This window comes from Streptomyces broussonetiae, from assembly GCF_009796285.1.
GTDB lineage: Bacteria > Actinomycetota > Actinomycetes > Streptomycetales > Streptomycetaceae > Streptomyces > Streptomyces broussonetiae.
On sequence record NZ_CP047020.1, the window covers coordinates 1,910,765 to 1,933,061 of the forward strand.

Below are 22,297 nucleotides of genomic sequence, written 5' to 3' on the forward strand. Positions count from 1 at the left end.
GAGGTGGACTGCGGTGGGGCCGGGGTGTCAACGGGAGGGTGGGGTCAGGCCGAACCGGTCACGCCGAGCCGAGTTCGTTGTCGATGAAGGCGAAGACGTCGTCGGCCGAGGCGTCCTCCAGCCGTCCGGCGACGGCGTCGGCGTCCTGGCCGAGGGTCTTGTTCAGGTCGCCCAGCAGGGCCTGCAGACGGGTGGTGATCCGGCTCTGCTCGATGTCCTCGGCGGTGAGGCCGCCGAGCCGGGCCGCGACCCGGTCGAATTCGGCCACGACCGAGTCCACGGAGGCGTCGGCGCCCGCGAGTTCGGTGCCCAGGTGCTTGGCGAGGGCGGCGGGGGTGGCGTAGTCGAAGATGAGCGTGGCCGGCAGCGGCACCCCGGCGGCGCTGCTGATCCGGTTGCGCAGGTCGACGGAGGTGAGCGAGTCGAAGCCGAGGTCGCGGAAGGCGGTGGTTGCCTCGACGGCGTCGGCGCTGCGGTAGCCGAGGACCGCGGCGGCCTGTCCGCACACCAACTCCTGGAGTGCACGGTCGCGTTCGCCGCCGGTGAGTCCGGCGAGCTTCTCGGCGAAGCCGTCGCCCGCGCCCGCCTCGGCGCCGCCGCCCGCGCCACGCCGCGCCTCGGGCAGCGCGGACAGCAGGGCGCTGGGCCGGCTGGAGGTGAACGCGGGCGCGAACACGGACCAGTCGACGTCGGCGACGGTCACGGTGGTGTCACCGCCGTCCAGGGCCCGGCCGAGGGCGGTGAGGGCGCGCTCGGGGGCGAGGAGGGACATGCCCATCGCGCGGGCGGCCGAGCGGACGGTGCCGTGCGCGGCCATGCCGTCACCGCCCCATGGTCCCCAGGCCACCGAGGTGCCGGGCAGCCCGGACGCGCGCCGGTGCTCGGCGAGGGCGTCGAGGTAGGCGTTGGCGGCGGCGTAGTTGGCCTGTCCGGCCCCACCGACGGTGGCGGTCAGGGAGGAGAAGAGGACGAACGCCGACAGCTCGCGGTCCGTGGTGAGTTCGTGCAGGTGGCGGGCGGAGTCGGCCTTGGCGGCGAGGACGCCGGCGAACCGCTCGGGGGTGAGCGCGTCCAGGACGCCGTCGTCGAGGACGCCGGCCAGGTGCACGACCGCGGTGAGCGGGTGTGCCTCGGGTACGGAGTCCAGGAGCGCGGCCAGTGCCTCGCGGTCGGCCACGTCGCATGCGGCGAGGGTCACCTCGGCACCGGTGCCGCCGAGTTCGGCGACGAGGTCGGCGGCACCGGGTGCGTCCGTCCCGCGGCGGGAGGTCAGCAGCAGGTGGTCGGCACCCTCGGCGGCGAGCCACCGGGCGACGGCCGCGCCGACCGCGCCGGTGGCACCGGTGACCAGCACCGTTCCGGACGGCTTCCAGGGGGCGCCGGGGCGGGCCGGGGCATGCTCCAGCCGCCGGCCGTAGGCGCCGGACTCGCGGATGACGACCTGGTCCTCGCCGCCGGCGTCGCCGAGGAGCGCGGCCAGCCGGGCCACGGTCTGCGGACCGATCTCGGCGGGCAGGTCGACCAGTCCGCCCCAGCGGTCGGGGTGTTCGAGGGCGGCGACCCGGCCGAGGCCCCACTCCTGGGCCTGCGCGAAGCCGGTGACCTCGGCGGCCGGGCCGTGGGCGACGGCATCCCGGGTGACGCACCACAGCGGGGCACCGATCCCGGCGTCCCCGAGTGCCTGTACGAGGGCGGCGGTCGTGGCCAGTTCGGTGACCGGCGCCAGCAGGGACAGGACACCGTCCACGCCTCCCCGGCCGTCGAGCAGCCCGGCCAGCTCCGCGCGGTCGGCCACGTCCGGCACCCTGAGGGTGTCGACGGTGAGGCCCCGGTCGGCCAGCCCGGTCAGCACCGCGGTCGTCCAGGGATCGTCGACGGCGGGGACGACGGCCAGCCAGTGGCCGCCGAGCGCCGGGGTGGCGGCGGGGGCCAGCGGCTCCCAGGCGACGCGGTAGCGCCAGCCGTCGGCCGCGGCGTTGGCCTGCCGCTGCTCGTGCCAGGCGGCCAGCGCCGGTACGACGGCGGCGACGGACGTCTCGTCGGCGACGCCCAGGGTGGCGGCGACGGCGGTCACGTCCTGGTCCCGGACCAGCTCCCAGAACGGGTCGCCCGCGTCACCGCCCGCGCGGGCCGTCGCGGAGCGCTCGGCCTGCAGGATGGGCGCGTCCTCCCAGTGCCGGTCGCGGCGGAACGGGTAGGTGGGCAGGTCGACCTTGCGGCCGCCGGCGAACACGACCGACCAGTCGGGGCCGGTGCCGGTCAGCTGCAGCCGGCTGACGGCGGCGACGAGGGCGGCGTCCTCGTCCCGGTCGCGACGCTGGGCGCCGATGACGTCGGGCACCACGTCCTGCGCCATGTTGGTGAGGACCGAGTCGGGGCCGACCTCCAGGAAGCGGGTGGCGCCCTCGGCGGCGAGGGTGGTGACTGCGTCGTGGAAGCGTACGGCCTCGCGGACGTGCCGCACCCAGTACTCGGGCGAGGTGAGTTCGTCGGCCATGCGCCCGGTGACGTTGGAGACGACCGGCCGGGCGGGCTCGTGGAAGGTGAGGCCCGCCAGCACCTCCCGGAACGCGTCCAGCATGGGGTCCATGCGGTGGGAGTGGAAGGCGTGGGACACCTTCAGCCGGGTGGTCTTCTCCACTTGCGCGGCGACGGAGAGCACGGCGTCCTCGTCGCCCGAGATCACCACCGCGCGGGGGCCGTTGACGGCCGCGACGTCGACGCCGTCGGTGAGCAGCGGGGTGACCTCGGCCTCGGAGGCCAGCAGTGACACCATCGCGCCGCCCGTCGGCAGCTCCTGCATCAGCCGGCCGCGGGCGGCGACCAGGGCGACCGCGTCCGTCAGGTCCAGGACACCGGCGACGTGCGCGGCGACGACCTCGCCGATGGAGTGTCCGGCGAGCAGGTCGGGACTGATGCCCCAGTGCTCCAGCAGCCGGTACAGGGCGGTCTCGAAGGCGAACAGGGCCGCCTGCGTGTAGGCGGTCTGGTTCAGCGGGGACGCGGCGGGGTCGGCGGCCTCCTCGAACATCACCTCGCGCAGCGGGCGCTCCAGGTGGGCGTCGAAGGCGGCGCAGATCTCGTCGAAGGCGGCGGCGAACGCCGGGAACGCCGCGTGCAGGGTGCGGCCCATGCCGGGGCGCTGGGAGCCCTGGCCGGAGAACAGGAAGCCGAGGCGGCCGGGTTCGGGGGTCACCACGGCCGCCTGGCTGCCGTCGGCGACGGCGCGCAGGGAGGCCAGCAACTCGTCCCGGTCGCGGCCGGTCACGGCGGCCCGGTGGGTGAACCGGGTGCGGGTGGTGGCCAGCGAGAAGCCGACGTCGTACGGGTCGAGGTCACCGGCGACCGCGAGCAGCCGTTCCGCCTGCCGCTGGACTGCGTCGGAGCCCTTGCCGGACAGCACCCACGGGACGACGGGCAGCGCGGCGCGCTCCGGGGCGGGCTGCCCGGCCGCGACGACCGGTGCCTCCTCCAGGATGGTGTGCGCGTTGGTACCGGAGATGCCGAAGGAGGACACACCGGCACGCCGGGGGCGGCCGTCGGGGGTGTCCCACGGCTGAGGCTCGGTGAGCAGCTGGATGTCGCCCGCGCTCCAGTCGACGGCGGTGCTGGGCCGCTCGACGTGCAGGGTGCGCGGCAGGGTGCCGTGCCGCATCGCCATCACCATCTTGATGACGGCGCCGACACCGGCCGCGGCCTGCGGGTGGCCCATGTTGGACTTGATCGAGCCGAGCCGGATCGGCCGGCCCTCCGGGCGGTCCTGTCCGTAGGCGGCGATGACGGCCTGGGCCTCGATGGGGTCGCCGAGGGTGGTGCCGGTGCCGTGCGCCTCGACGGCGTCGATGTGGTGCGGGGCGAGCTGGGCGTCGGCGAGGGCCTGCTGGATGACGCGGATCTGCGCCGGGCCGCTGGGCGCGGTCAGGCCGTTGGAGGCGCCGTCCTGGTTGACGGCGCTGCCGCGGACGACGGCGAGCACTTCGTGGCCGTTGCGCAGGGCGTCGGACAGGCGCTCCACGAGCAGCATGCCGGCGCCCTCGGCCCAGGCGGCGCCCGCGGCGTCGTCGGAGAAGGAGTGGCAGCGGCCGTCGGGGGACAGCGCGCGGCGCTCGCTGAACTCGATGAACATCTCGGGGCTTGCCATGACGGCGGCGCCGCCCGCGAGGGCGAGGGAGCACTCCCCCTTGCGCAGCGACTGGATCGCCGAGTGCAGCGCCACCAGGGAGGAGGAGCACGCGGTGTCCATGGTGACCGCGGGGCCCTCCAGGCCCAGGGTGTAGGCGATACGGCCGGAGACGATGCTGCCGGAGATGGTGCCGCCGATGTAGTCGTGGTGCATCAGGCCGACGAAGACGCCGGTCGAGGAGCCCTTGACCGCGGTGGGGTCGATGCCGGCGCGCTCGAAGGCCTCCCAGGTGACCTCGAGCAGCAGCCGTTGCTGCGGGTCGGTGCCGGGCGCGTCCTTGGGGCTGATGCCGAAGAACGCGGGATCGCACTCGGCGGCGTCGTGGAGGAAGCCGCCGTGGCGGACGTAGGACTTGCCGGGGGCGCCGGGCTCGGGGTCGTAGATCGCCTCGACATCCCAGCCGCGGTCGGTGGGGAACTCGGTGACGACGTCGATGCCCTCGTCGACGATGCGCCACAGGTCCTCCGGGGTGCGCACGCCGCCGGGGTAGCGGCAGCCCATGCCGATGATGGCGACGGGCTCGCGGTCCTGCTCCTCCAGCTCCCGTACGCGGCGGCGGCTGCGCTCCAGCTCGGTCGTGGCCCGCTTGAGGTAGTCGCGGAGCTTGCCGGCCGTGGCCGAGTCTTCCATCACAGGGCTCCCAGTTCGTTGTCGAGCTTGGCGAAGAGTTCCTCGTCGCTGGCTTCCCGGAAGTCCTCCGGAGCCCCGGGCGCGCTGTGGCGTCCGTGGGTGTCCTGCCAGCCGCGCAGCAGCGCTTCGAGGCGCGCGGAGACGCGGGCGTGGCTGCCGTCCTGGTTGGGCAGGTCGTGCAGGGCGGCTTCGAGCCGGTCCAGCTCGGCGAGCGCGGACCGGGTGAGGTCGGCCGGGCCGGGCACGAGCGCGGACTTGAGGTGTTCGGCGAGGGTGAGGGGGGTGGGCTGGTCGAAGACCAGCGTCGCGGGCAGGGTCAGGCCGGTGGCGCCGGACAGGAGGTTGCGCAGTTCGACGGCGGCGAGCGAGTCGAAGCCCATCTCCTGGAAGGCACGCCCCGGGTCGACGGACTCGGGCGAGAGATGCCCGAGGACGCCGGCGACGTGGGTGCGGACCAACTCCAGCAGGGCGCGTTCGCGTTCGGCGTCGGCGAGCGGCGCCAGCCGCTCCCGCCAGGAGTCGGCGGGGACGCCCGCAGCGGGCTCGGCACCGCGCCGCCGGGCGGGCCGGACCAGGCCGCGCAGCAGCGCGGGTACGCCGTCCGGGCGGGCGCGCAGCGCGGCGGCGTCCAGGCGTACGGGCACCAGGACGGCGTCCTCGGCGTCGAGTCCGGCGTCGAAGGTGCGCAGTCCCTGGGCGGGGGTCAGCGGGGGGAGGCCGAGCCGGCGCAGCCGTTCCAGGTCGGCGGCGTCGATGTCGGCGCTCATGCCGCCGGAGCCGGACCACAGGCCGTAGGCGAGGGACACGGCGGGCAGGCCGAGTGCGCGGCGGTGGGCGGCGAGGCCGTCGAGGAAGGTGTTGGCGGCGGCGTAGTTGGCCTGGCCGCCGCCGACCAGCAGACCGGCGGTCGAGGACAGCACGACGAAGGCCGTGAGGTCCTTGTCGCGGGTCAGTTCGTGCAGGTTCCAGGCGGCGTCCACCTTGGGGCGCAGCACCCGGTCGACCTTGTCCGCGTCGAGGGTGGCGAGCACACCGTTGTCGACGACGCCGGCGGCGTGCACCACGGCCCGTACGGCGTGCCCGTGCTCGTCGAGCAGCGCGGCCAGGGCGGCGCGGTCGGCGGCGTCGCACCGGGCGAGGGTCACCTCCGCGCCCAACTCGGTCAGTTCTTCGTCGAGTTCGACAGCTCCGGGAGCCTCGGCGCCGCGCCGGCCGACCAGCAGCAGGTGCCGTACGCCGTGCTCGGTGACCAGGTGACGGGCGATCAGAGCGCCGAGGCCGCCGGTGCCGCCGGTGATCAGGACGGTGCCGTCCGGGTCCCAGGTGAGCGGGCCGCCGGCCTTGGCGCGGGCCAGCCGCGGGACCCGCACGTCGCCGTCCCGCACCGCGACTTCGGGTTCCTCGGCGGTGAGCGCGGTGGCGAGGGCGGGCCCCGGGGCGGCGCTGCCGTCGCTGTCGACCAGCAGGAACCGGCCGGGGTTCTCGGCCTGGGCCGCGCGGACGAGTCCGTACAGCGGGGCATGTCCGAGGTCGCCGCTGCGCAGGAGCACGGCGAGCCGCCGGCCGGCGCAGCGCTCGTCGTCGAGCCAGGTGCGCAGGGTGTCGAGGGTGCCGTTCACCCGGTCCCGCACGAGGGCGGGCAGGTCCGCCACGGCATCGGGTGCGGCCGGTACGGCGAGCACGACCAGCTCGGGCACGGGGCCGGCGGCGAGGAGCGCGGCCGGGCCGGGGTACCGGGGCGCGTCGAGACCGGCGTCGCCGTCACCGCACACGGCCAGGGCGGGCAGGTCCACGGCCGCCGGACCGGGCGCCGGGACGAGGTCGACCCGGTACAGCGGGTCGTCGCCGTCCGCTGCGAGCTGCTCGGCGGAGACCGGGCGGGCCACGAGGCTGCGCACGGTCGCGACGGGTGCGCCGACGGCGTCGGCGAGGGTGAGGGTGACGGCGTCGGAGCCGGACGGGGCGAGGTGCAGACGCAGGGTGTCGGTGCCCGCCGCGTGCAGGGTGACACCGCCCCAGGCGAACGGCAGCACGGCCTGACCGCCGGGCAGATCCAGCAGGTTGACGTGCAGGACGGCGTCCAGCAGCGCCGGGTGCACGCCGTACGCGGCGGCGGTGGCGCGGGCGCCCTCGGGCAGCGCCGCCTCGGCGAACAGCTCGTCGCCGCGGCGCCACATGGCGCGCAGCCCCTGGAAGACCTCGCCGTAGCCGTAGCCGATGCCGGCCAGCGCGGGGTAGAGCCCGTCCAGGTCGACCGGCTCGGCGTCGGCGGGCGGCCAGGCGGTCAGTTCGGCCGGGCTCGTTCCGTCGGCGGGGGCGCAGGTGAGAACACCGGCGGCGTTGCGCGTCCAGGGGGTGTCCTCGCCGTCGGCGCGGCGGGACCACACGGTCAGTTCCCGTCGGCCGTCGCGCTCCCCGCCGACGGCGACCTGTACGGCCAGTGCGCCCTGCTCGGGCAGGATCAGCGGGGCGTGCAGGGTGAGTTCGTCGACGGTGTCGCAGCCGGTGCGCCCGGCGGCCTGCAGGGCCATCTCGACGAAGGCGGTGCCGGGCAGCAGCACGGTTCCGTGGACGGCGTGGTCGGCCAGCCACGGCTGGGCCCTGCGGGAGAGCCGGCCCGTGAGGACCGCTCCTTTGGTGTCGGGCAGCTCGGTCGCGGCACTCAGCAGCGGATGTCCGGTGGCGCTCTGCCCGAGGCCGTCGGCGTCACCGCTGCCCGCGGCGCCGCCCTCCAGCCACAGGCGTTCGCGCTGGAAGGCATAGGTGGGCAGGCCGGTCGGGCGGGCACCGTGCGGGGCGAAGAACGCCGTCCAGTCGACGGCGGTGCCGGCCGCGTGCAGCCGGGCCACGGCCGTGACCAGGTCGCGTTCCTCGTCGCCGTCGCGGCGCAGTGCGGCGACGGTCACGCTGTCCTCGGGCACGCAGTCCACGGCCAGGGCGGTGAGGGCCGCGTCCGGGCCGACTTCGAGGAACACCCGGACGCCCAGCCCGTGCAGGGTGGTCAGGGCGGGGGCGAAGCGCACGGCCTCGCGGACGTGGCGCACCCAGTACGCGGGCGTGGACAGTTCGCCCGGGCCGGCGAGGGCGCCGGTGAGCGTGGAGACGATCGGGATCTTCGGCGGCCCGAAGGAGCAGGCGGCGGCGGCCTCGGCGAACCCGGCCAGCATGGGCTCCGTCAGCGGTGAGTGGAAGGCGTGCGACACCTTCAGCCGCTTGCTCTTCTCGAAGCGGGCCGCCAGGGCGTCCACGGCGTCCTCGGCACCCGAAACCACCACGGAGCGGGGGCCGTTGACGGCGGCGAGGCCGACTCGCTCGTCGAGGTAGGGGGTGACGTCGTCCTCGGTGGCGCGCAGCGCGGCCATGGCGCCGCCCGCCGGGAGAGCCGCCATCAGGGTGCCGCGCGCGACGACGAGCCGAACGGCGTCCTCCAGGCCGAGCACGCCGGCGACATGGGCGGCGGCCAGTTCGCCGACGGAGTGCCCGGCCAGGTGGTCGGGGGTCACGCCCCAGGACTCCAGCAGGCGGTACAGGGCGACTTCGGTGGCGAAGATGGCGATCTGCGCGTAGTCGGTACGGGTCAGCAGGTCGCTGTCGGTGTCGATCACCTCGGCGAGCGGCCGTTCCAGGCTCCGGTCGGCGAGCGCGCACACGGCGTCGAAGGCCGCCGCGTACACTGGGAAGGCCCGGTGCAGGGTCCGGCCCATGCCGATCCGCTGCGCACCCTGGCCGGTGAACAGGAAGGCCGTCCTGCCGCCGACGGGGGTGAGCGGGTTCGCGGCGGCCAGCTGGTCGAGCAGCTCGCCGGTGTCCCGGCCGACGGCGACGGCGCGGTGCTCGAAGGATGCGCGGGTCGCGGCCAGGGACAGTCCGAGGTCGGCGGGGCGCGCCTCGGGGTGCGCGTCGAGGTGGTCGCGCAGCCGCCCGATCTGTGCGGCGAGGGCCTGACGGCTGCGCCCGCTGACGACCCAGGGGACACAACCCCGTTCACGTACGGGTGGGTTGCCCCCCTCCTCGGCCGGTTCCGGCTCGTCGGGCGCCTGTTCCAGCACGACGTGCGCGTTGGTGCCGCTGATGCCGAAGGAGGAGACGGCGGCGCGGCGGGGCCGGCCGGCGTCGGGCCACGGGCGCCGCTCCAGGGCCAGTTCGACGGCGCCCGCGCTCCAGTCCACCTGGTCGGTGGGGGCATCGACGTGGAGCGTCGGCGGAACCACTCCGTTCCGCATGGCGAGCACCATCTTGATGACCCCGGCGACGCCCGCGGCGGCCTGGGTGTGCCCGAGGTTGGACTTGATCGAGCCGAGCAGCAGCGGCCGCTCGGCGGGGTGTTCCTTGCCGTACGTCGCGAGCAGCGCCTGGGCCTCGATGGGGTCGCCCAGGGCCGTCCCGGTGCCGTGTGCCTCGACGACGTCGACATCGGCGGCGGTGAGTCCGGCGCCGGCCAGTGCCTGACGGATGACGCGCTGCTGGGATGGGCCGTTGGGGGCGGTCAGCCGGCTGCTGGCGCCGTCGGAGTTGACCGCGCTGCCCCGGATGACGGCGAGCACCGGGTGGCCGGCCCGCTGGGCGTCGGAGAGCCGTTCCAGCAGCAGCATGCCGGCGCCCTCGCCCCAGCCGGTGCCGTCGGCGGCGGCGGCGAACGCCTTGCAGCGGCCGTCCGCCGACAGCCCACGCTGCCGGCTGAAGTCGATGAACGTCTCCGGTGTGGACATCACGGTGACCCCGCCGGCCAGGGCGAGCGAGCACTCGCCCGACTGCAGCGCCCGCACCGCCCAGTGCAGGGCGACCAGCGAGGAGGAGCAGGCGGTGTCGACGGTGACGACCGGGCCTTCGAGGCCGAAGGTGTAGGCGACGCGTCCGGAGGCGATGCTGGCGGCGCTGCCGTTGGCGAGGTAGCCGTCGAGGTCGTCGGGGACGGTGGTGAGGCGGGTGGCGTAGTCGTTGTACATCACGCCGGCGAACACGCCGGTGCGGCTGCCTCGCAGGGAGGCCGGGACGATGCCGGCCCGCTCGAAGGCCTCGTGCGAGGTCTCCAGCAGCAGCCGCTGCTGCGGGTCCATGGCCAGGGCCTCGCGGGGACTGATGCCGAAGAAGTCGTAGTCGAAGTCGGCCGCGTCGTGCAGGAATCCGCCGGTGCGGGCGTAGGTCTTGCCGGTGGCGTCCGGGTCGGGGTCGTACAGGGCGTCCACGTCCCAGCCTCGCTCGACGGGGAAGTCGGACACCGCGTCGGTACCCGAGGCGACCAGGTCCCACAGCTCCTCGGGGGTGGTGACGCCGCCCGGGTAGCGGCAGCCGATGCCGACGACGGCGATCGGGCCGTGTGCGCGTTGCTCGTTCTCGCGCAGCCGTCGCCGCGCCTCGCGCAGGTCCGCGGTCGTCCGCCTGAGATAGTCGAGCAATTGCTCTTCGTTAGTCACCAGCGCGCCATCCGATCGAGATCGAAGTGAGGGCCTCGGCCGTGCGGATAGCCTCCGGACGGATTCCGGTCCGCTTCCCCCTCCGCGTCGGAGGCTAGGCAGCGGGCACCGGCGCAAGACACCCCTACGGCCCCCAGGGGCCCCTGTAGGGGGTAAGGGGGCCAGGCGACGCACCTCACCGATCACACCACTGACCTGCACCGACCTGGGCACTCCCGGTGGGAGCCGCACACGGCCCGACGGCCCGGCCACCACTCGACGGCGAGGCCCCGTGGCACCGCGTCGCACGGGAGGGACCGCCTGCCGGTGGACCGCCGTCGGCGGGTCCTTGTCCTGACGGCAGCCGTGTGCGTGCGAGGCGGGCGGCCGGCGTGCCGTCACAGGCCCGGCGGACGCATCCGTCCGACGCGGTACGGCCCTCACCCGGTGTGCGGTACCCGGGCGAAGGCCCGCCGGGCCGCCGTGCGCCGGTGTCACCGCGCCCGGTGCGGCGATCGGCACCCCGGCCGGCACCAGCAGCACCGGCCGCGCGTCGAGGTGGCCGACGGCGGCCACGTCCGCCGTGTGCGGCGGATCGCGCCGCAGCATCTGTGGCGCGCGCCACAACCGTGGTGCGAGGCGCCTCTCCCCGCACCTGGGTGCCGCGCCAGGTGATCACCGCGTTGCCCCATCGCCCTCGACGGTGTCGCTGCAGGAGACCGTGGTGGCCGCCCGGCCGGTGGCGAAGGTCGCCGTGGCCGCCGCGAGCAGGACCGAGGCGCCGGTGAGCAGTGCCGGCCCCGTCCGGGCGAAGGATGCCCGACAGCGGATCGCCTGCCGGAGTCAGGCGTGTCCGTGAGGCCCCCGTTCGGCTGACGGTCGGTCCCGTCGGGCCCCGTCTCACATCCGTGTCACGGACAGCCGCCCCGCACGCCCACGGGATGGATCGCCGACCTGTGGATTCCTACATCCCCTGGACGGGACGGACCCTGTATGGACGGACGGTAAACTCTGGACACGTGACTTCTGCTGCGCCCGTCAAGCCCCGCATCCCGAACGTCCTCGCCGGACGCTACGCCTCCGCCGAGCTGGCCACGCTCTGGTCTCCCGAGCAGAAGGTGAAGCTCGAGCGGCAGCTCTGGCTCGCCGTGCTGCGGGCCCAGAAGGACCTCGGCATCGAGGTGCCGGACGAGGCGATCGCCGACTACGAGCGTGTCCTCGACACCGTCGACCTGGCCTCGATCGCCGAGCGCGAGAAGGTCACCCGGCACGACGTGAAGGCGCGGATCGAGGAGTTCAACGACCTCGCCGGGCACGAGCACGTGCACAAGGGCATGACCTCCCGGGATCTCACCGAGAACGTGGAGCAGCTGCAGATCCGGCTCTCGCTGGAGCTGATGCGCGACCGTACGGTGGCCGTCCTCGCGCGGCTCGGCAAGCTGGCCGGCGAGTACGCCGAGCTGGTCATGGCCGGCCGCTCGCACAACGTGGCCGCACAGGCCACCACCCTCGGCAAGCGCTTCGCCACCGCCGCCGACGAACTGCTCGTCGCCCACGGCCGCGTCGAGGAGCTGCTCGGCCGCTACCCGCTGCGCGGCATCAAGGGCCCGGTCGGCACCGCGCAGGACATGCTGGACCTCCTCGGCGGCGACGCGGCGAAGCTCGCCGAGCTGGAGAACCGGATCGCCGGGCACCTGGGCTTCGCGCAGGCCTTCACCTCCGTCGGCCAGGTCTACCCGCGCTCGCTGGACTACGAGGTCGTCACCGCGCTGGTGCAGCTGGCGGCGGCACCGTCCTCGCTGGCCAAGACGGTCCGGCTGATGGCCGGGCACGAGCTGGTCACCGAGGGCTTCAAGCCGGGCCAGGTCGGCTCCTCGGCGATGCCGCACAAGATGAACACCCGCTCCTGCGAGCGCGTCAACGGCCTGATGGTCGTCCTGCGCGGCTACGCCTCGATGACCGGCGAGCTGGCGGGCGACCAGTGGAACGAGGGCGACGTGTCCTGCTCGGTGGTGCGCCGGGTCGCGCTGCCGGACGCGTTCTTCGCGCTCGACGGTCTGCTGGAGACCTTCCTGACGGTCCTCGACGAGTTCGGCGCCTTCCCTGCGGTCGTCGCCCGTGAGCTGGACCGCTATCTGCCGTTCCTCGCCACCACCAAGGTGCTCATGGGCGCCGTACGGGCCGGTGTGGGCCGTGAGGTCGCGCACGAGGCGATCAAGGAGAACGCCGTGGCCACCGCGCTCGCGATGCGCGAGCAGGGCGCCGAGCGCAACGACCTGCTGGACAAGCTCGCCGTCGACGAGCGCCTCCCGCTGGACCGCGAGCAGCTGGCGGCGCTGATGGCCGACAAGCTGTCCTTCACCGGTGCCGCCGCCGACCAGGTCGGTGTCGTCGTCGGCCGCATCGAGGAGATCGTCAAGCAGCACCCGGAAGCGGCCGGATACACCCCCGGAGCGATCCTCTGACCCGCCCGGCCAAGGCCGACCTGGAGGCCGCCCGCGACCGTCTCGTACCGGACGTCGCCGCGGACGGCCTGCGGGTGTTGTTCTGCGGTATCAACCCGGGGCTGATGACGGCGGCCACCGGTCACCACTTCGCCCGCCCCGGGAACCGCTTCTGGCCGGTGCTGCACCTGTCCGGCTTCACGCCGAGGCTGCTGAAGCCGGCCGAGCAGCGGGAACTGCTGTCCTACGGACTGGGCATCACGAATGTCGTGGCGCGGGCTACCGCGCGGGCCGACGAGCTGACCGCCGAGGAGTACGTCGAGGGCGGGCGGCTGCTCACCGAGAAGGTGGCGCGGCTCGGGCCGAGGTGGCTGGCCGTGGTCGGGGTGACCGCGTACCGGGCTGCCTTCGGCGAGCGCGCGGCTCAGGTGGGGCCGCAGGAGCGGACGTTCGGGAACACCCGGGTGTGGGTGCTGCCCAATCCCAGCGGGCTGAACGCGCACTGGACGGCGCAGACGATGGCGCAGGAGTTCGCCCGGCTGCGGGGCGCCGCACAGGCGTAGCCGGTCACGGAGGCGGTATCTCCGTGACCGTGGCCAGGAGCCGTGGTACGTCCGCTTCGTCCCGGCCGGCGACGCCGAGGGCGACCCAGCGGCCGGTCCCCGGCACCTGCCACAGGTCCAGGTCGTCGGTGAGCAGGCCGAGGGTGGCCCAGGGCTCCGGTATCTCCTCACCCCGGCTCATGCGCACCCGTACCGTGAGCTGACCCCACGGGGTCCGCAGGCCCCAGCGGTGGTCCAGCCGCTGCGCCATCGCCTCTCGACACGCCTGGAAGTCCTCCGCTGTGCGCTCCGGCGCCCGGACGCGGTCCGCCCGCGTCCCGTCGCTCGTCTCTAACTCCACGGTCCGGTAACCGGCTCCTGCCGCACCCGGCCCAGAGCGCCCGCCCTCCGGGGGAAGCTCGCCCGCGCACAGCGACTCGATGACGCTCAGGCACTTCGCGATGTCCATGTGATCCAGTAAAGCGGGCGGCACTGACAATTGGCGGGCCGTCAGACGTCCACGCGGCGCAGGCTCCACGCGCCCGCGAGCAGTGCTGGCGCCGCCCACGGGGAGGAGGTCTGCGATGCCGGTCACGGCACCGGCCCTGCCGCACACGGCGGTTGCGGCCTTGCCACATGGTCCGCCGCTGCGCCCGCTGCTGCCCGGTACGACGTGCCGGAGGCGCTTGGGATCAGGGTGCGCGGGCCGTCGAACGCGGAGTTCGCCGCCCGGCCGGTGGTGCGCACGAAGACGGTGAAGTCGCATGTGGGCGCGGTGGGCGCCAAGCTCCGCGTACCCGACCGCGCCCGGGCGGCGGCCGTGGCCCACACGTCGGGGGTGGTGGCACCGGGCCGGGCCGAGCCCGTGCCCCTCGGATGCGGAACGCGACACTCGCCGGGGATGCGTCCGGCCGAGTACGATCCGCCCAACACCCCCGCGAGCTGGAAGGACGGACGGTGACGCAGCTGACCGGCGGCGATCCCTCGCTGCTGCGAAGGATCAACTCCGCGGTGGTGCTGCATGCGCTGCGCACCACGGACTGCGCGACGCTCACCGAGATCACCCGGGTCACGGGACTGTCCCGGCCGACCGTCGAAGGCGTCGTCGAAGGCCTCATCGAGGGCGGCCTGGTGGTGGAGACGGCGGCCGACGAGAGCACCGCGCGCCGTCAGGGCCGGCCCGCTCGCCGGTTCCGGTTCCGGGCCGAGGCGGGGCATCTGCTGGGCCTGGAGATCGGGCCGCACCGGGTCGCCGCGCTGCTGTCCGACCTGGACGGACGGGTGCTGGGCACACAGTCCAAGGAGGTCGACGAGACGGCTCCGGCGGACGAGCGCCTGGACCGCCTGCGCGGTGTGGTCGCCGAGCTGCTGCGCCGGGCCGGAGTCGCGCGCGGTTCGCTGCGGGCCGTCGGCGTGGGCACGCCGGGCATCGTGGAGGGCGACGGCACGGTACGGCTGGGCACGGCGCTGCCGCAGTGGACCGGTCTGCGGCTGGGCGAGCGGCTCAGCCGGTCCTTCAAGTGCCCGGTGCTGGTGGAGAACGACGCCAACGCGGCAGCCGTCGCCGAGCACTGGAAGGGTGTGGCGACCAAGTCCGACGACATGGTCTTCGTACTGGCGGGGCTGAGCCCGGGCGCGGGTTCGCTGATCGGCGGACGGCTGCACCGGGGGTACGGCGGGGCGGCCGGGGAGATCGGCGCGCTGCACCTGCTGGGCCGGGAGGCGACACCGGAGACACTGCTGTCCACGACCGACGAGCCGCTGCACCCGCTGGACGAGCAGGCGGTCGCCGAGGTGTTCGCGCTGGCGCGCGAGGGCGACCAGCGGGCGCGGGCGGCCGTCGAGCGGTTCATCCAGCGGCTCGTGCACGACGTGGCCGCGCTGGTGCTGGCGCTCGATCCGGAGCTGGTCGTGGTCGGCGGCTGGGCAGCCGGTCTGGACGGCGTGCTGGAGCCGCTGCGCCAGGAACTGGCCCGCTACTGCCTGCGGCCGCCCCAGGTGGCGCTGTCGTTGCTCGGCGAGGCGGCCGTCGCCACGGGGGCGCTGCGCCTGGCTCTGGACCATGTCGAGGAGCAGCTGTTCGCTGTCGACGCAACGGTGACGGCTCGTCGGTGAACACGGCGCCGTGACGAGTGCGGCCCCGCAGCACAGCTGCGGGGCCGCCCAAGACGCGGGAAGGGTCAGGAAGCCCGGCGCTCCGGGTCGTGGTGTATCTCCACGCCCGCCGAGTCGCCGAAGGTCAGCCGGCAGGTGTCGGCGCGGTACGTCGCGACGGACAGGGCGGCGGTGCGGCCCTCGGCGGTGAAGCGGGTGGTAACCACCAGGACGGGTGAGCCGGGGAGGCGGTCGAGGTCCCTGGCGTCGTCCGCGCGGGCGGAGCCCAGTTCGACGGAGCGGTCCTGGCCCTCCAGGGTCAGGTGCTGCACCTCGCGCAGGACCGCACGCGCGCGTGCCGGGCCGGACGGGGCGTCGATCGCCGTGAGGCCGGGCACCGAGGCCGCCGGGATGTAGAGCAGCTCGGTGGCGACGCGCTGGCCGTGGGACATGCGGGAGCGGCGCACCGTGTGGACGGGCTCGTCCGCGGCGGTCTCCAGGGACGCGGCGACAGCCGCGGGCGGCGCCGCCTCCTCGCAGTCGACGGTCTGCCAGGCATCCCCGGCGGCGCCCGGCCAGGCGTGCTGTTCGGTGCCTACGGCCACGCCCACGCGCGGCGGCGCCACGGTCGTACCGACACCGCGGCGGCGCTGCAGTCGGCCCTCCAGCTCGAGCTGTTCGAGTGCCTGGCGGAGCGTGGCGCGGGCGACGCCGAAGCGGGCGGCGAGGTCACGCTCGTTGGGCAGGATCTCACCGACCGAGAACTCGGAGTCCAGTGCCTCGCTGAGCACTGTCTTGAGATGCCAGTACTTAGGTTCCGGTACCGATTCCAGCTGCGTGGTCCCCACCCTGTCCTCCGCAAGAGCCGTGGTCCGGCGGTTTTTAGCGCCCTTGTTTATTAAAGGTTGTTGCACTTCTCTGCGACCATAGGGCGGCCATCACCCTTGGTCAAGACCAATCCTCGATCCCTTACGGAACGCACGGCGGCGCTGCCGCACAGCGTTCACGAGGCGTTCGTACGCGCGCGCGTGTGTGACGTGACGGCAAAGCCCCCCTCGCACGACGGGGGCCTCCGGGCTGAACGGAAAGGGCGCCGCTGCTCAGCGGGCGGCGAGGTGGCGCAGCTTGTCCGGGTTGCGCACGATGTACACGGTCGCCACGCGGCCGTCGGCGATGTCCAGCTGGATCAGGCTGTTGGGCCTGTCACCGGACAGGAGCAGCACCGCCGGACCGCCGTTGGCCTCCACGAAGCGGTACGTCGTGTCCGCGGGCGCCCCGGGCACGACGGCGGCCAGAAAGCGGCCGACCTTGTCGGCGGTGTGCACGATCCGCACCGGCGCCTTGACCTTGCCGCCGCTGTCGCCGACCAGGCGGACGTCGGGGGCGAGCAGCGACATGAGCCCGGCGAGGTCGCCCTGCGCCGCCGCGGCGAGGAACCGTTCGGTCACCTCGCGCCGCTGGGCCGGGTCGACCTCGTAGCGTGGCCGCCGTTCCTCGACGTGCCGGCGCGCCCGTCCGGCGAGCTGCCGTACCGCCGCCTCGCCACGGCCGAGCAGCGAGGCGATCTCGGCGTACGGGTATCCGAACGCCTCCCTGAGCACGAAGACGGCGCGCTCCAGCGGGGACAGGGACTCGAGGACGACCAGCACGGCGAAGGAGACGCTGTCGGCGAGCATGACGCGCTCGGCGGCGTCCGGGGCGGTGTCGCCGAACTCGGTGACGTAGGGCTCCGGCAGCCACGGCCCGACGTAGGCCTCGCCGCGCGCCTGCACCTGGCGGAGCCTGTCGATGGCCAGACGCGTGGTGACGCGCACCAGATAGGCGGCCGGTTCGCGGACCTCGGCACGGTCGGCGCCGGCCCAGCGCAGCCAGGCGTCCTGCACCACGTCCTCGGCGTCGGCCACGCGGCCGAGCATCCGGTAGGCGACCCCCATGAGCAGGGCCCGGTGTTCTTCGAAGACGTCGGTCGCGGTGTCTGCGCTCACCGCCACATCCCATCCGACACACTGCGGGCGTGTCCACTCGGAATCGGACTGTCCGGTACCGGCGCGGACCACAATGACGGCGGACCGCCGGGGGCCGGCGGCCGGGTGAGCCGGAGGTGGCCGATGCGGTACGGGGTGCTGGGCACGGGCGAGGTGGGCCGCGCGCTGGCCGGCAGGCTGGTGGAGCTGGGGCAGGAGGTGACTCTCGGGTCGCGCACCAGGGACAATCCCGTGGCGGCGCAGTGGGCGACGGCCGCGGCCGGCCGGGCTCGCGCGGGCACGTTCGCGGAGGCGGCCGCGGCGGGCGAGGTGGTGGTCAACGCCGTGGGCGGCCCGGTGGCGCTGGCCGCCCTGCGTACGGCCGGTGCGGAGCACCTTGACGGCAAGGTTCTGGTGGACGTCTGCAATCCGCTGGTCTTCCTGGACGGCGAGGCGCGGCTGGACCCGGTGGAGTCGGACAGCGTGGGCGAGCGGATCCAGCGGGCCTTCCCGCACGCGCGCGTGGTGAAGACGCTGAACACGGTCAACTGTCGGGTGATGGTGGATCCGGGGCGGGTGCCGGGCGCGCACAACGTGTTCGTGAGCGGGGACGACGCCGGGGCCAAGGAGCAGGTGACGGCCATGCTCGGGGAGTTCGGCTGGCCGGCGGAGCGGGTGGTGGACCTGGGCGGGATCCGGTCGGCGCGGTCGGTGGAGATGTATCTGGGGCTGTGGCTCACCATGTTCCGCAGGTTCGGGAGCCCGGACTTCAACATCGAGGTGTGCCGGGCGGGTTGACCGCCGTCCACCAGGGCACTCCCCGGGGGCTACCCGGCGGTAGCAATTGCTGACAAGCTGTCTACGGCGTTCGTCAGCACCCAGACCGTCCGTCAGCAGCCAGACGAGGAGCACCCCATGTCCGCCACCGCCTCCTTCCCGGTCCCCGGTCCGCACGGCCCGAAGGACGTGACCGTGTCCTACGCGCGCGTGGGCCGCGGTGAACCCCTGGTCCTGCTGCACGGCATCGGCCACCACCGGCAGGCCTGGGACCCGGTCGTGGACATCCTCGCCACCGAGCGGGACGTGATCACCGTCGACCTGCCGGGTTTCGGCGCGTCGCCGGGCCTGCCGGACGGCTTCGCCTACGACCTGCCCACCACCAACTCCGTGCTCGGCGCCCTGTTCGAGGCGCTGGAGCTGGACCGACCGCACATCGCGGGCAACTCGCTGGGCGGCCTGCTCGCCCTGGAGCTGGGCCGCGAGAAGCTCGTGCGGTCCGTCACGACCCTGTCCCCCGCCGGGTTCTGGACCGAGGCCGAGCGCCGCTACGCCTTCACCGTGCTGCTCACTATGCGGGCCGTCGCCCGGCGCCTCCCGCTGCCGGTGGTGGAGCGGCTCTCGCACTCGGCGGCCGGGCGTGCCGCGCTGACGAGCACGATCTACGGCCGCCCCGCGCGCCGCGCGCCCGAGGCCGTGGTGGCCGAGACGCTGGCGCTGGTCGGGGCCACCGGCTTCGACGCGACCCTGCGGGCGGGCCGGTCCGTCCGGTTCACGGACGAACTGGCGGGCCTGCCCGTCACGGTGGGCTGGGGCACCCGGGACCGGATCCTCGTACGCCGTCAGGGCGTGCGCGCCAAGCAGCTGATACCGCATGCCCGCCTGGTGCGGCTGCCCGGCTGCGGCCACTGCCCGATGAACGACGACCCGGCGCTCGTCGCGCGGGTCATCCTGGACGGCAGCCGCTGACCGGGACCGGCGGACCGGCGGGTACGAACCCGCGGCACTCGGGCCGTTGTTCGCCCCGGGATCGGGTGCGCGCCGCGGCGCCCCGGCAGGTGCGGCTCCGCGCACCTGCCGGATCCCCGTTCCTGGAGGCGCAGCCATGTCCCACCGTCCGTTCCCCGGCCGCCGCAGCCGCCGGCGCGGCTCCCTCGCCGCGCCGGTGGCCCCGACGCTGCCCGTGGGCCTCGGCCCGGCCCAGGCGTTCGCCCGCTCGGCACGCTCCCGGGCGGGCTGGGTCGTACAGGCGGGCGACGTGACCGACTCCGGGCCGGTGCGGGTGCGTTCGGACCGGCCGGCCCGGATGATCGTGGAGACGCTCCGGCCGGGCCGGGTCGGCCGGTAGGCGGCGGCGGGCCGCCGATCCCGTACGCTTGCCTCTCACACCGGGCCGCGCACCGGCGTCATCCCCCGATGCGCGGCAAGGTCCCGCAGTACCGAGGCCCGGATGGGGCGCGGGCCGCAAGAAACGGGCCAAATGGGGCGGAGCATGCTTTACCCATCGGTCACAAAGCGTTCGTGATCACGCAACACCTTTCCTTCACAGTGGCTGTATGACTCCAGAGATGTCCGATGTGACCCGGGCGAGGCACGGACGCCCCGTACACCACTGGCGGCGCGACCTCGTCGAACTCGCGGCCCTGTTCACAGCCGTCGCGGTGGCCGACGGCATGGCGAACCTGGTCGGGCACGGTCCCGACGGTCCCGCGCTGCTGATGATCTCGGCGCTCGCGCTCGCCGCGACGGCCGGTTTCCACACCTGGTGGGCACGGCGCCACGGCCACGCACCACCGGCGGACGATACCGGCGCCCGGCCGACCGCCGAGACGCGGTCGGCCGGGCCCGCCGGGCAGCCCGGCACCGCCACGAACGACATGGCCGGCGCCGCCGCACTGTGGCGGATGCGCACGACGGTGAAGGACGAGCCCGGTTCGCTGGCGGCGCTGTGCGTGGCCCTGGCCGGGCAGGGCGTGGACATCCTCAGCCTGCAGACCCACCCGCTGGCCGACGGCACCGTGGACGAGTTCCTGCTGCGGGCGCCGGGCGGGCTCGCGGGAGCCGAGATCCCCCGTGCCGTCTCGCTGGCCGGGGGCGTGTCCACCTGGATCGAGCGGGCCGACGCGCACGACCTGGTCGACGTCCCCACCCGGGTGCTCGGGCTCGCCACGCGTACCGCCCTGGACGCCGCCGAACTGCCGCTGGCGCTGCGCAAGTTGCTGGGCCGGTGCACGATCCGTTCACTGCCCGGGACCCCGGCCGGCGGGGGCCGCGGACCGCAGCCGGTGCCGGTCGAGGGCGTCCTGGAGGACACCGTGATGCGGCTGCGGGCACCCGAGGACGGGGTGCTCGTCGTGGAGCGGCCGTACCTGCCGTTCACCCCGACCGAGTTCGCACGGGCCAGGGCGCTGGTGGAGCTGGACAACCGGCTCGGGCCGCGCATTCCGCGCGGCCAGGACGTGCTGACGCTGCCCGAGGGCAACGACATCACCGTCCGCCGGGTCGACACCGGCGACCTGGCGGCGGCGAAGGCGATGCACGAGCGGTGCTCGCCACGCACCCTCGGCATGCGCTACCACGGCCCGGTCGGCGACGCGGGCCGCTATCTGAACCACCTGCTCAGCCCGCGCTTCGGCCGGACGCTGGCCGCACAGACCGCCACCGGCCGCATCGTCGGCCTCGGGCATCTGCTGTGGGACGGCGACGAGACCGAGGTCGCGCTGCTGATCGAGGACGACTGGCAGCAGCGCGGCATCGGCGCCGAACTCCTCGGCCGGCTCGTCGCGATGGCCGTGGACGCGGGCTGCGCGAGCGTGTACGCCGTGACGCAGGCGTCCAACACCGGCATGGTCGCCGCGATGCGCGGCCTCGGACTGCCCCTCGACTACCAGATCGAGGAGGGCACGCTCGTGATCACGGCCCGGCTGGACGTGGCGCCGACCGTGCCCCACGGCGCACGGCTGGGCGAGAAGAGCCACAGGGACTGACGGACACCCGGCCCGGCCGGATCCGCCGCGACGGCGCTCAGAGCGCGGGTCGGCAGGCGGCGGTCCCCGACTCCGCGTGGACCCCCGCCTGCCGGCCCCGCTGCACACCCAGCGCCTGGTCCAGGTCCGCCCACAGGTCGTCCACGTCCTCCAGCCCCACGGACAGCCGCAGCAGTTGGTCGCTCACCCCCGCCCCGCGCCGGTCGCCCGCGTCGACGATGCGGTGGCTGATGGACGCGGGGTGCTGGATGAGCGTGTCGACGCTGCCCAGGCTCACCGCCGGGGTGACGAGGCGGACCCGGGAGATGACCTCGTGCGGGTCGTCGTACACCTCGAAGGCGATCATCGCGCCGCCCAGCCGTGGGTAGTGGACGCGGGCCACGCGCGGGTCGGCGGTGAGCCGGCGGGCCAGTTCGGCGGCGCTGGCGGAGGCGGCCCGCACCCGCACCGGAAGTGTGGACAGTCCCCTCAGCAGCAGATAGCCCGCCAGCGGATGCAGGACACCGCCGGTGGCGAAACGTATCTGCCGCAGCCTGCCCGCGAACTCCTCGTCACAGGCGACCACTCCGGCCAGCACATCCCCATGGCCGCCGAGGTACTTGGTGGCACTGTGCAGCACCAGTCGGGCGCCCTGCTCCGCGGGCCGTTGCAGGACCGGCGTGGCGAAGGTGTTGTCGGCGAGCAGCGGGACCGAGCCGCAGGCGTGCGCGACGGCCCGCAGGTCGAGTTCGGCGAGCGTCGGGTTGGCCGGTGACTCGACCAGGACGAGACCGGTGTCAGGGCGCAGCGCGTCGGTGATCCCGGCCGGGTCGGTCCAGGTGACCTCCGTACCGAGCAGCCCGGCGGTCAGCAGGTGGTCGCTGCAGCCGTACAGGGGCCGAACGGCGACGACATGGCGCAGGCCCGTCGCCGCGCGGGCGAGCAGCACCGCGCTGAGCGCGGCCATCCCGCTGGCGAAGGCGACCGCGGACCCGGTGCCCTCCAGGCGGGCCAGGGCGGTCTCGAAGCGGGCCACGGTCGGATTGCCGACGCGGCCGTAGACGGGCGGCCCGACGGGGTCGGCGCCGTCGGCGGCGAAGGCGTCGATACGGGCGGCCTCGGCTCGGCTGTCGTACGACGGATAGGTGGTGGACAGGTCGATCGGCGGGGCGTGCAGGCCCTGGCGGGCGAGATCGTCGCGGCCGGCGTGCACGGCCTCGGTGGCAAGGGCTCTCGATGCGGTGCGTACGCCGTCGTAGGCACCGGTGCTCGCTGTGTCCATGGCGGAAGGGTGAACATCGAAC

13 protein-coding genes and 1 pseudogene are annotated in these 22,297 nt (G+C 74.4%); 8 read left to right on the forward strand and 6 right to left on the reverse strand.

Annotation, left to right across the window (positions count from 1 at the left end; translation table 11 throughout):
• Positions 1 to 58: 58 nt before the first annotated feature.
• Together GQF42_RS08840 and GQF42_RS08845 are read right to left on the reverse strand one after the other, a co-directional pair.
• Positions 59 to 4,813, reverse strand: a complete 4,755-nt coding sequence (locus GQF42_RS08840; protein WP_158919096.1) for a type I polyketide synthase — start codon at positions 4,811 to 4,813, stop codon at positions 59 to 61.
• On the reverse strand, positions 4,813 to 10,227 hold the full coding sequence (locus GQF42_RS08845; RefSeq protein ID WP_158919097.1) for a type I polyketide synthase: 5,415 nt from the start codon (positions 10,225 to 10,227) through the stop codon (positions 4,813 to 4,815). The genes GQF42_RS08840 and GQF42_RS08845 overlap by 1 nt, the downstream gene beginning before the upstream one ends.
• 998 nt (positions 10,228 to 11,225) lie before the next feature.
• Here GQF42_RS08845 and purB point away from each other — a divergent pair.
• Complete coding sequence (gene purB, locus GQF42_RS08850; protein WP_158919098.1) at positions 11,226 to 12,671, forward strand: adenylosuccinate lyase; 1,446 nt, start codon at positions 11,226 to 11,228, stop codon at positions 12,669 to 12,671.
• Positions 12,668 to 13,213, forward strand: a complete 546-nt coding sequence (gene mug, locus GQF42_RS08855; RefSeq protein ID WP_158929941.1) for a G/U mismatch-specific DNA glycosylase — start codon at positions 12,668 to 12,670, stop codon at positions 13,211 to 13,213. Before purB ends, mug begins: the two co-directional genes overlap by 4 nt.
• 4 nt (positions 13,214 to 13,217) lie before the next feature.
• Here the strand turns inward: mug and GQF42_RS08860 are convergent, their stop codons facing one another.
• Positions 13,218 to 13,661, reverse strand: coding sequence for a hypothetical protein (locus tag GQF42_RS08860; RefSeq protein ID WP_158919099.1), 444 nt, complete (start codon positions 13,659 to 13,661; stop codon positions 13,218 to 13,220).
• A gap of 204 nt (positions 13,662 to 13,865) precedes the next feature.
• On the opposite strand from GQF42_RS08860, the gene GQF42_RS47655 reads away from it, so the two are divergent.
• Positions 13,866 to 14,153, forward strand: a complete 288-nt coding sequence (locus tag GQF42_RS47655) for a helix-turn-helix domain-containing protein (protein WP_158919100.1) — start codon at positions 13,866 to 13,868, stop codon at positions 14,151 to 14,153.
• Positions 14,150 to 15,307, forward strand: a complete 1,158-nt coding sequence (locus GQF42_RS08870) for an ROK family transcriptional regulator (protein ID WP_158919101.1) — start codon at positions 14,150 to 14,152, stop codon at positions 15,305 to 15,307. Before GQF42_RS47655 ends, GQF42_RS08870 begins: the two co-directional genes overlap by 4 nt.
• Positions 15,308 to 15,372: 65 nt before the next feature.
• Here the strand turns inward: GQF42_RS08870 and GQF42_RS08875 are convergent, their stop codons facing one another.
• Positions 15,373 to 16,134: a GntR family transcriptional regulator gene (locus tag GQF42_RS08875; protein ID WP_158919102.1), complete on the reverse strand. Its 762-nt coding sequence runs from the start codon at positions 16,132 to 16,134 to the stop codon at positions 15,373 to 15,375.
• 252 nt (positions 16,135 to 16,386) lie between these two features.
• The gene (gene sigJ, locus GQF42_RS08880) at positions 16,387 to 17,271 is read right to left on the reverse strand and encodes an RNA polymerase sigma factor SigJ (RefSeq protein ID WP_158919103.1); all 885 of its coding nucleotides are present in this window, start codon (positions 17,269 to 17,271) and stop codon (positions 16,387 to 16,389) included.
• A gap of 123 nt (positions 17,272 to 17,394) precedes the next feature.
• Here sigJ and GQF42_RS08885 point away from each other — a divergent pair, with 123 nt between their 5' ends.
• The 4 genes and pseudogenes from GQF42_RS08885 (at position 17,395) to GQF42_RS08900 (ending at position 21,014) form a co-directional block, all read left to right on the forward strand.
• The gene (locus GQF42_RS08885) at positions 17,395 to 18,048 is read left to right on the forward strand and encodes an NADPH-dependent F420 reductase (protein WP_158919104.1); all 654 of its coding nucleotides are present in this window, start codon (positions 17,395 to 17,397) and stop codon (positions 18,046 to 18,048) included.
• Positions 18,049 to 18,165: 117 nt separating this feature from the next.
• Positions 18,166 to 18,996 (forward strand): alpha/beta fold hydrolase, encoded by an 831-nt coding sequence (locus tag GQF42_RS08890; protein ID WP_158919105.1) that lies wholly within the window; start codon positions 18,166 to 18,168, stop codon positions 18,994 to 18,996.
• A gap of 136 nt (positions 18,997 to 19,132) precedes the next feature.
• Positions 19,133 to 19,348, forward strand: a pseudogene (locus GQF42_RS08895) (alkaline phosphatase D family protein); the annotation flags it as partial.
• 247 nt (positions 19,349 to 19,595) lie between these two features.
• Entirely contained in the window at positions 19,596 to 21,014 is a 1,419-nt protein-coding gene (locus GQF42_RS08900; RefSeq protein ID WP_233273302.1) for a GNAT family N-acetyltransferase, read from the forward strand.
• A 37-nt stretch (positions 21,015 to 21,051) separates the two neighbouring features.
• Here GQF42_RS08900 and GQF42_RS08905 read toward each other — a convergent pair whose 3' ends face one another.
• Positions 21,052 to 22,275 (reverse strand): trans-sulfuration enzyme family protein, encoded by a 1,224-nt coding sequence (locus GQF42_RS08905; protein WP_233273303.1) that lies wholly within the window; start codon positions 22,273 to 22,275, stop codon positions 21,052 to 21,054.
• Positions 22,276 to 22,297: the final 22 nt, after the last annotated feature.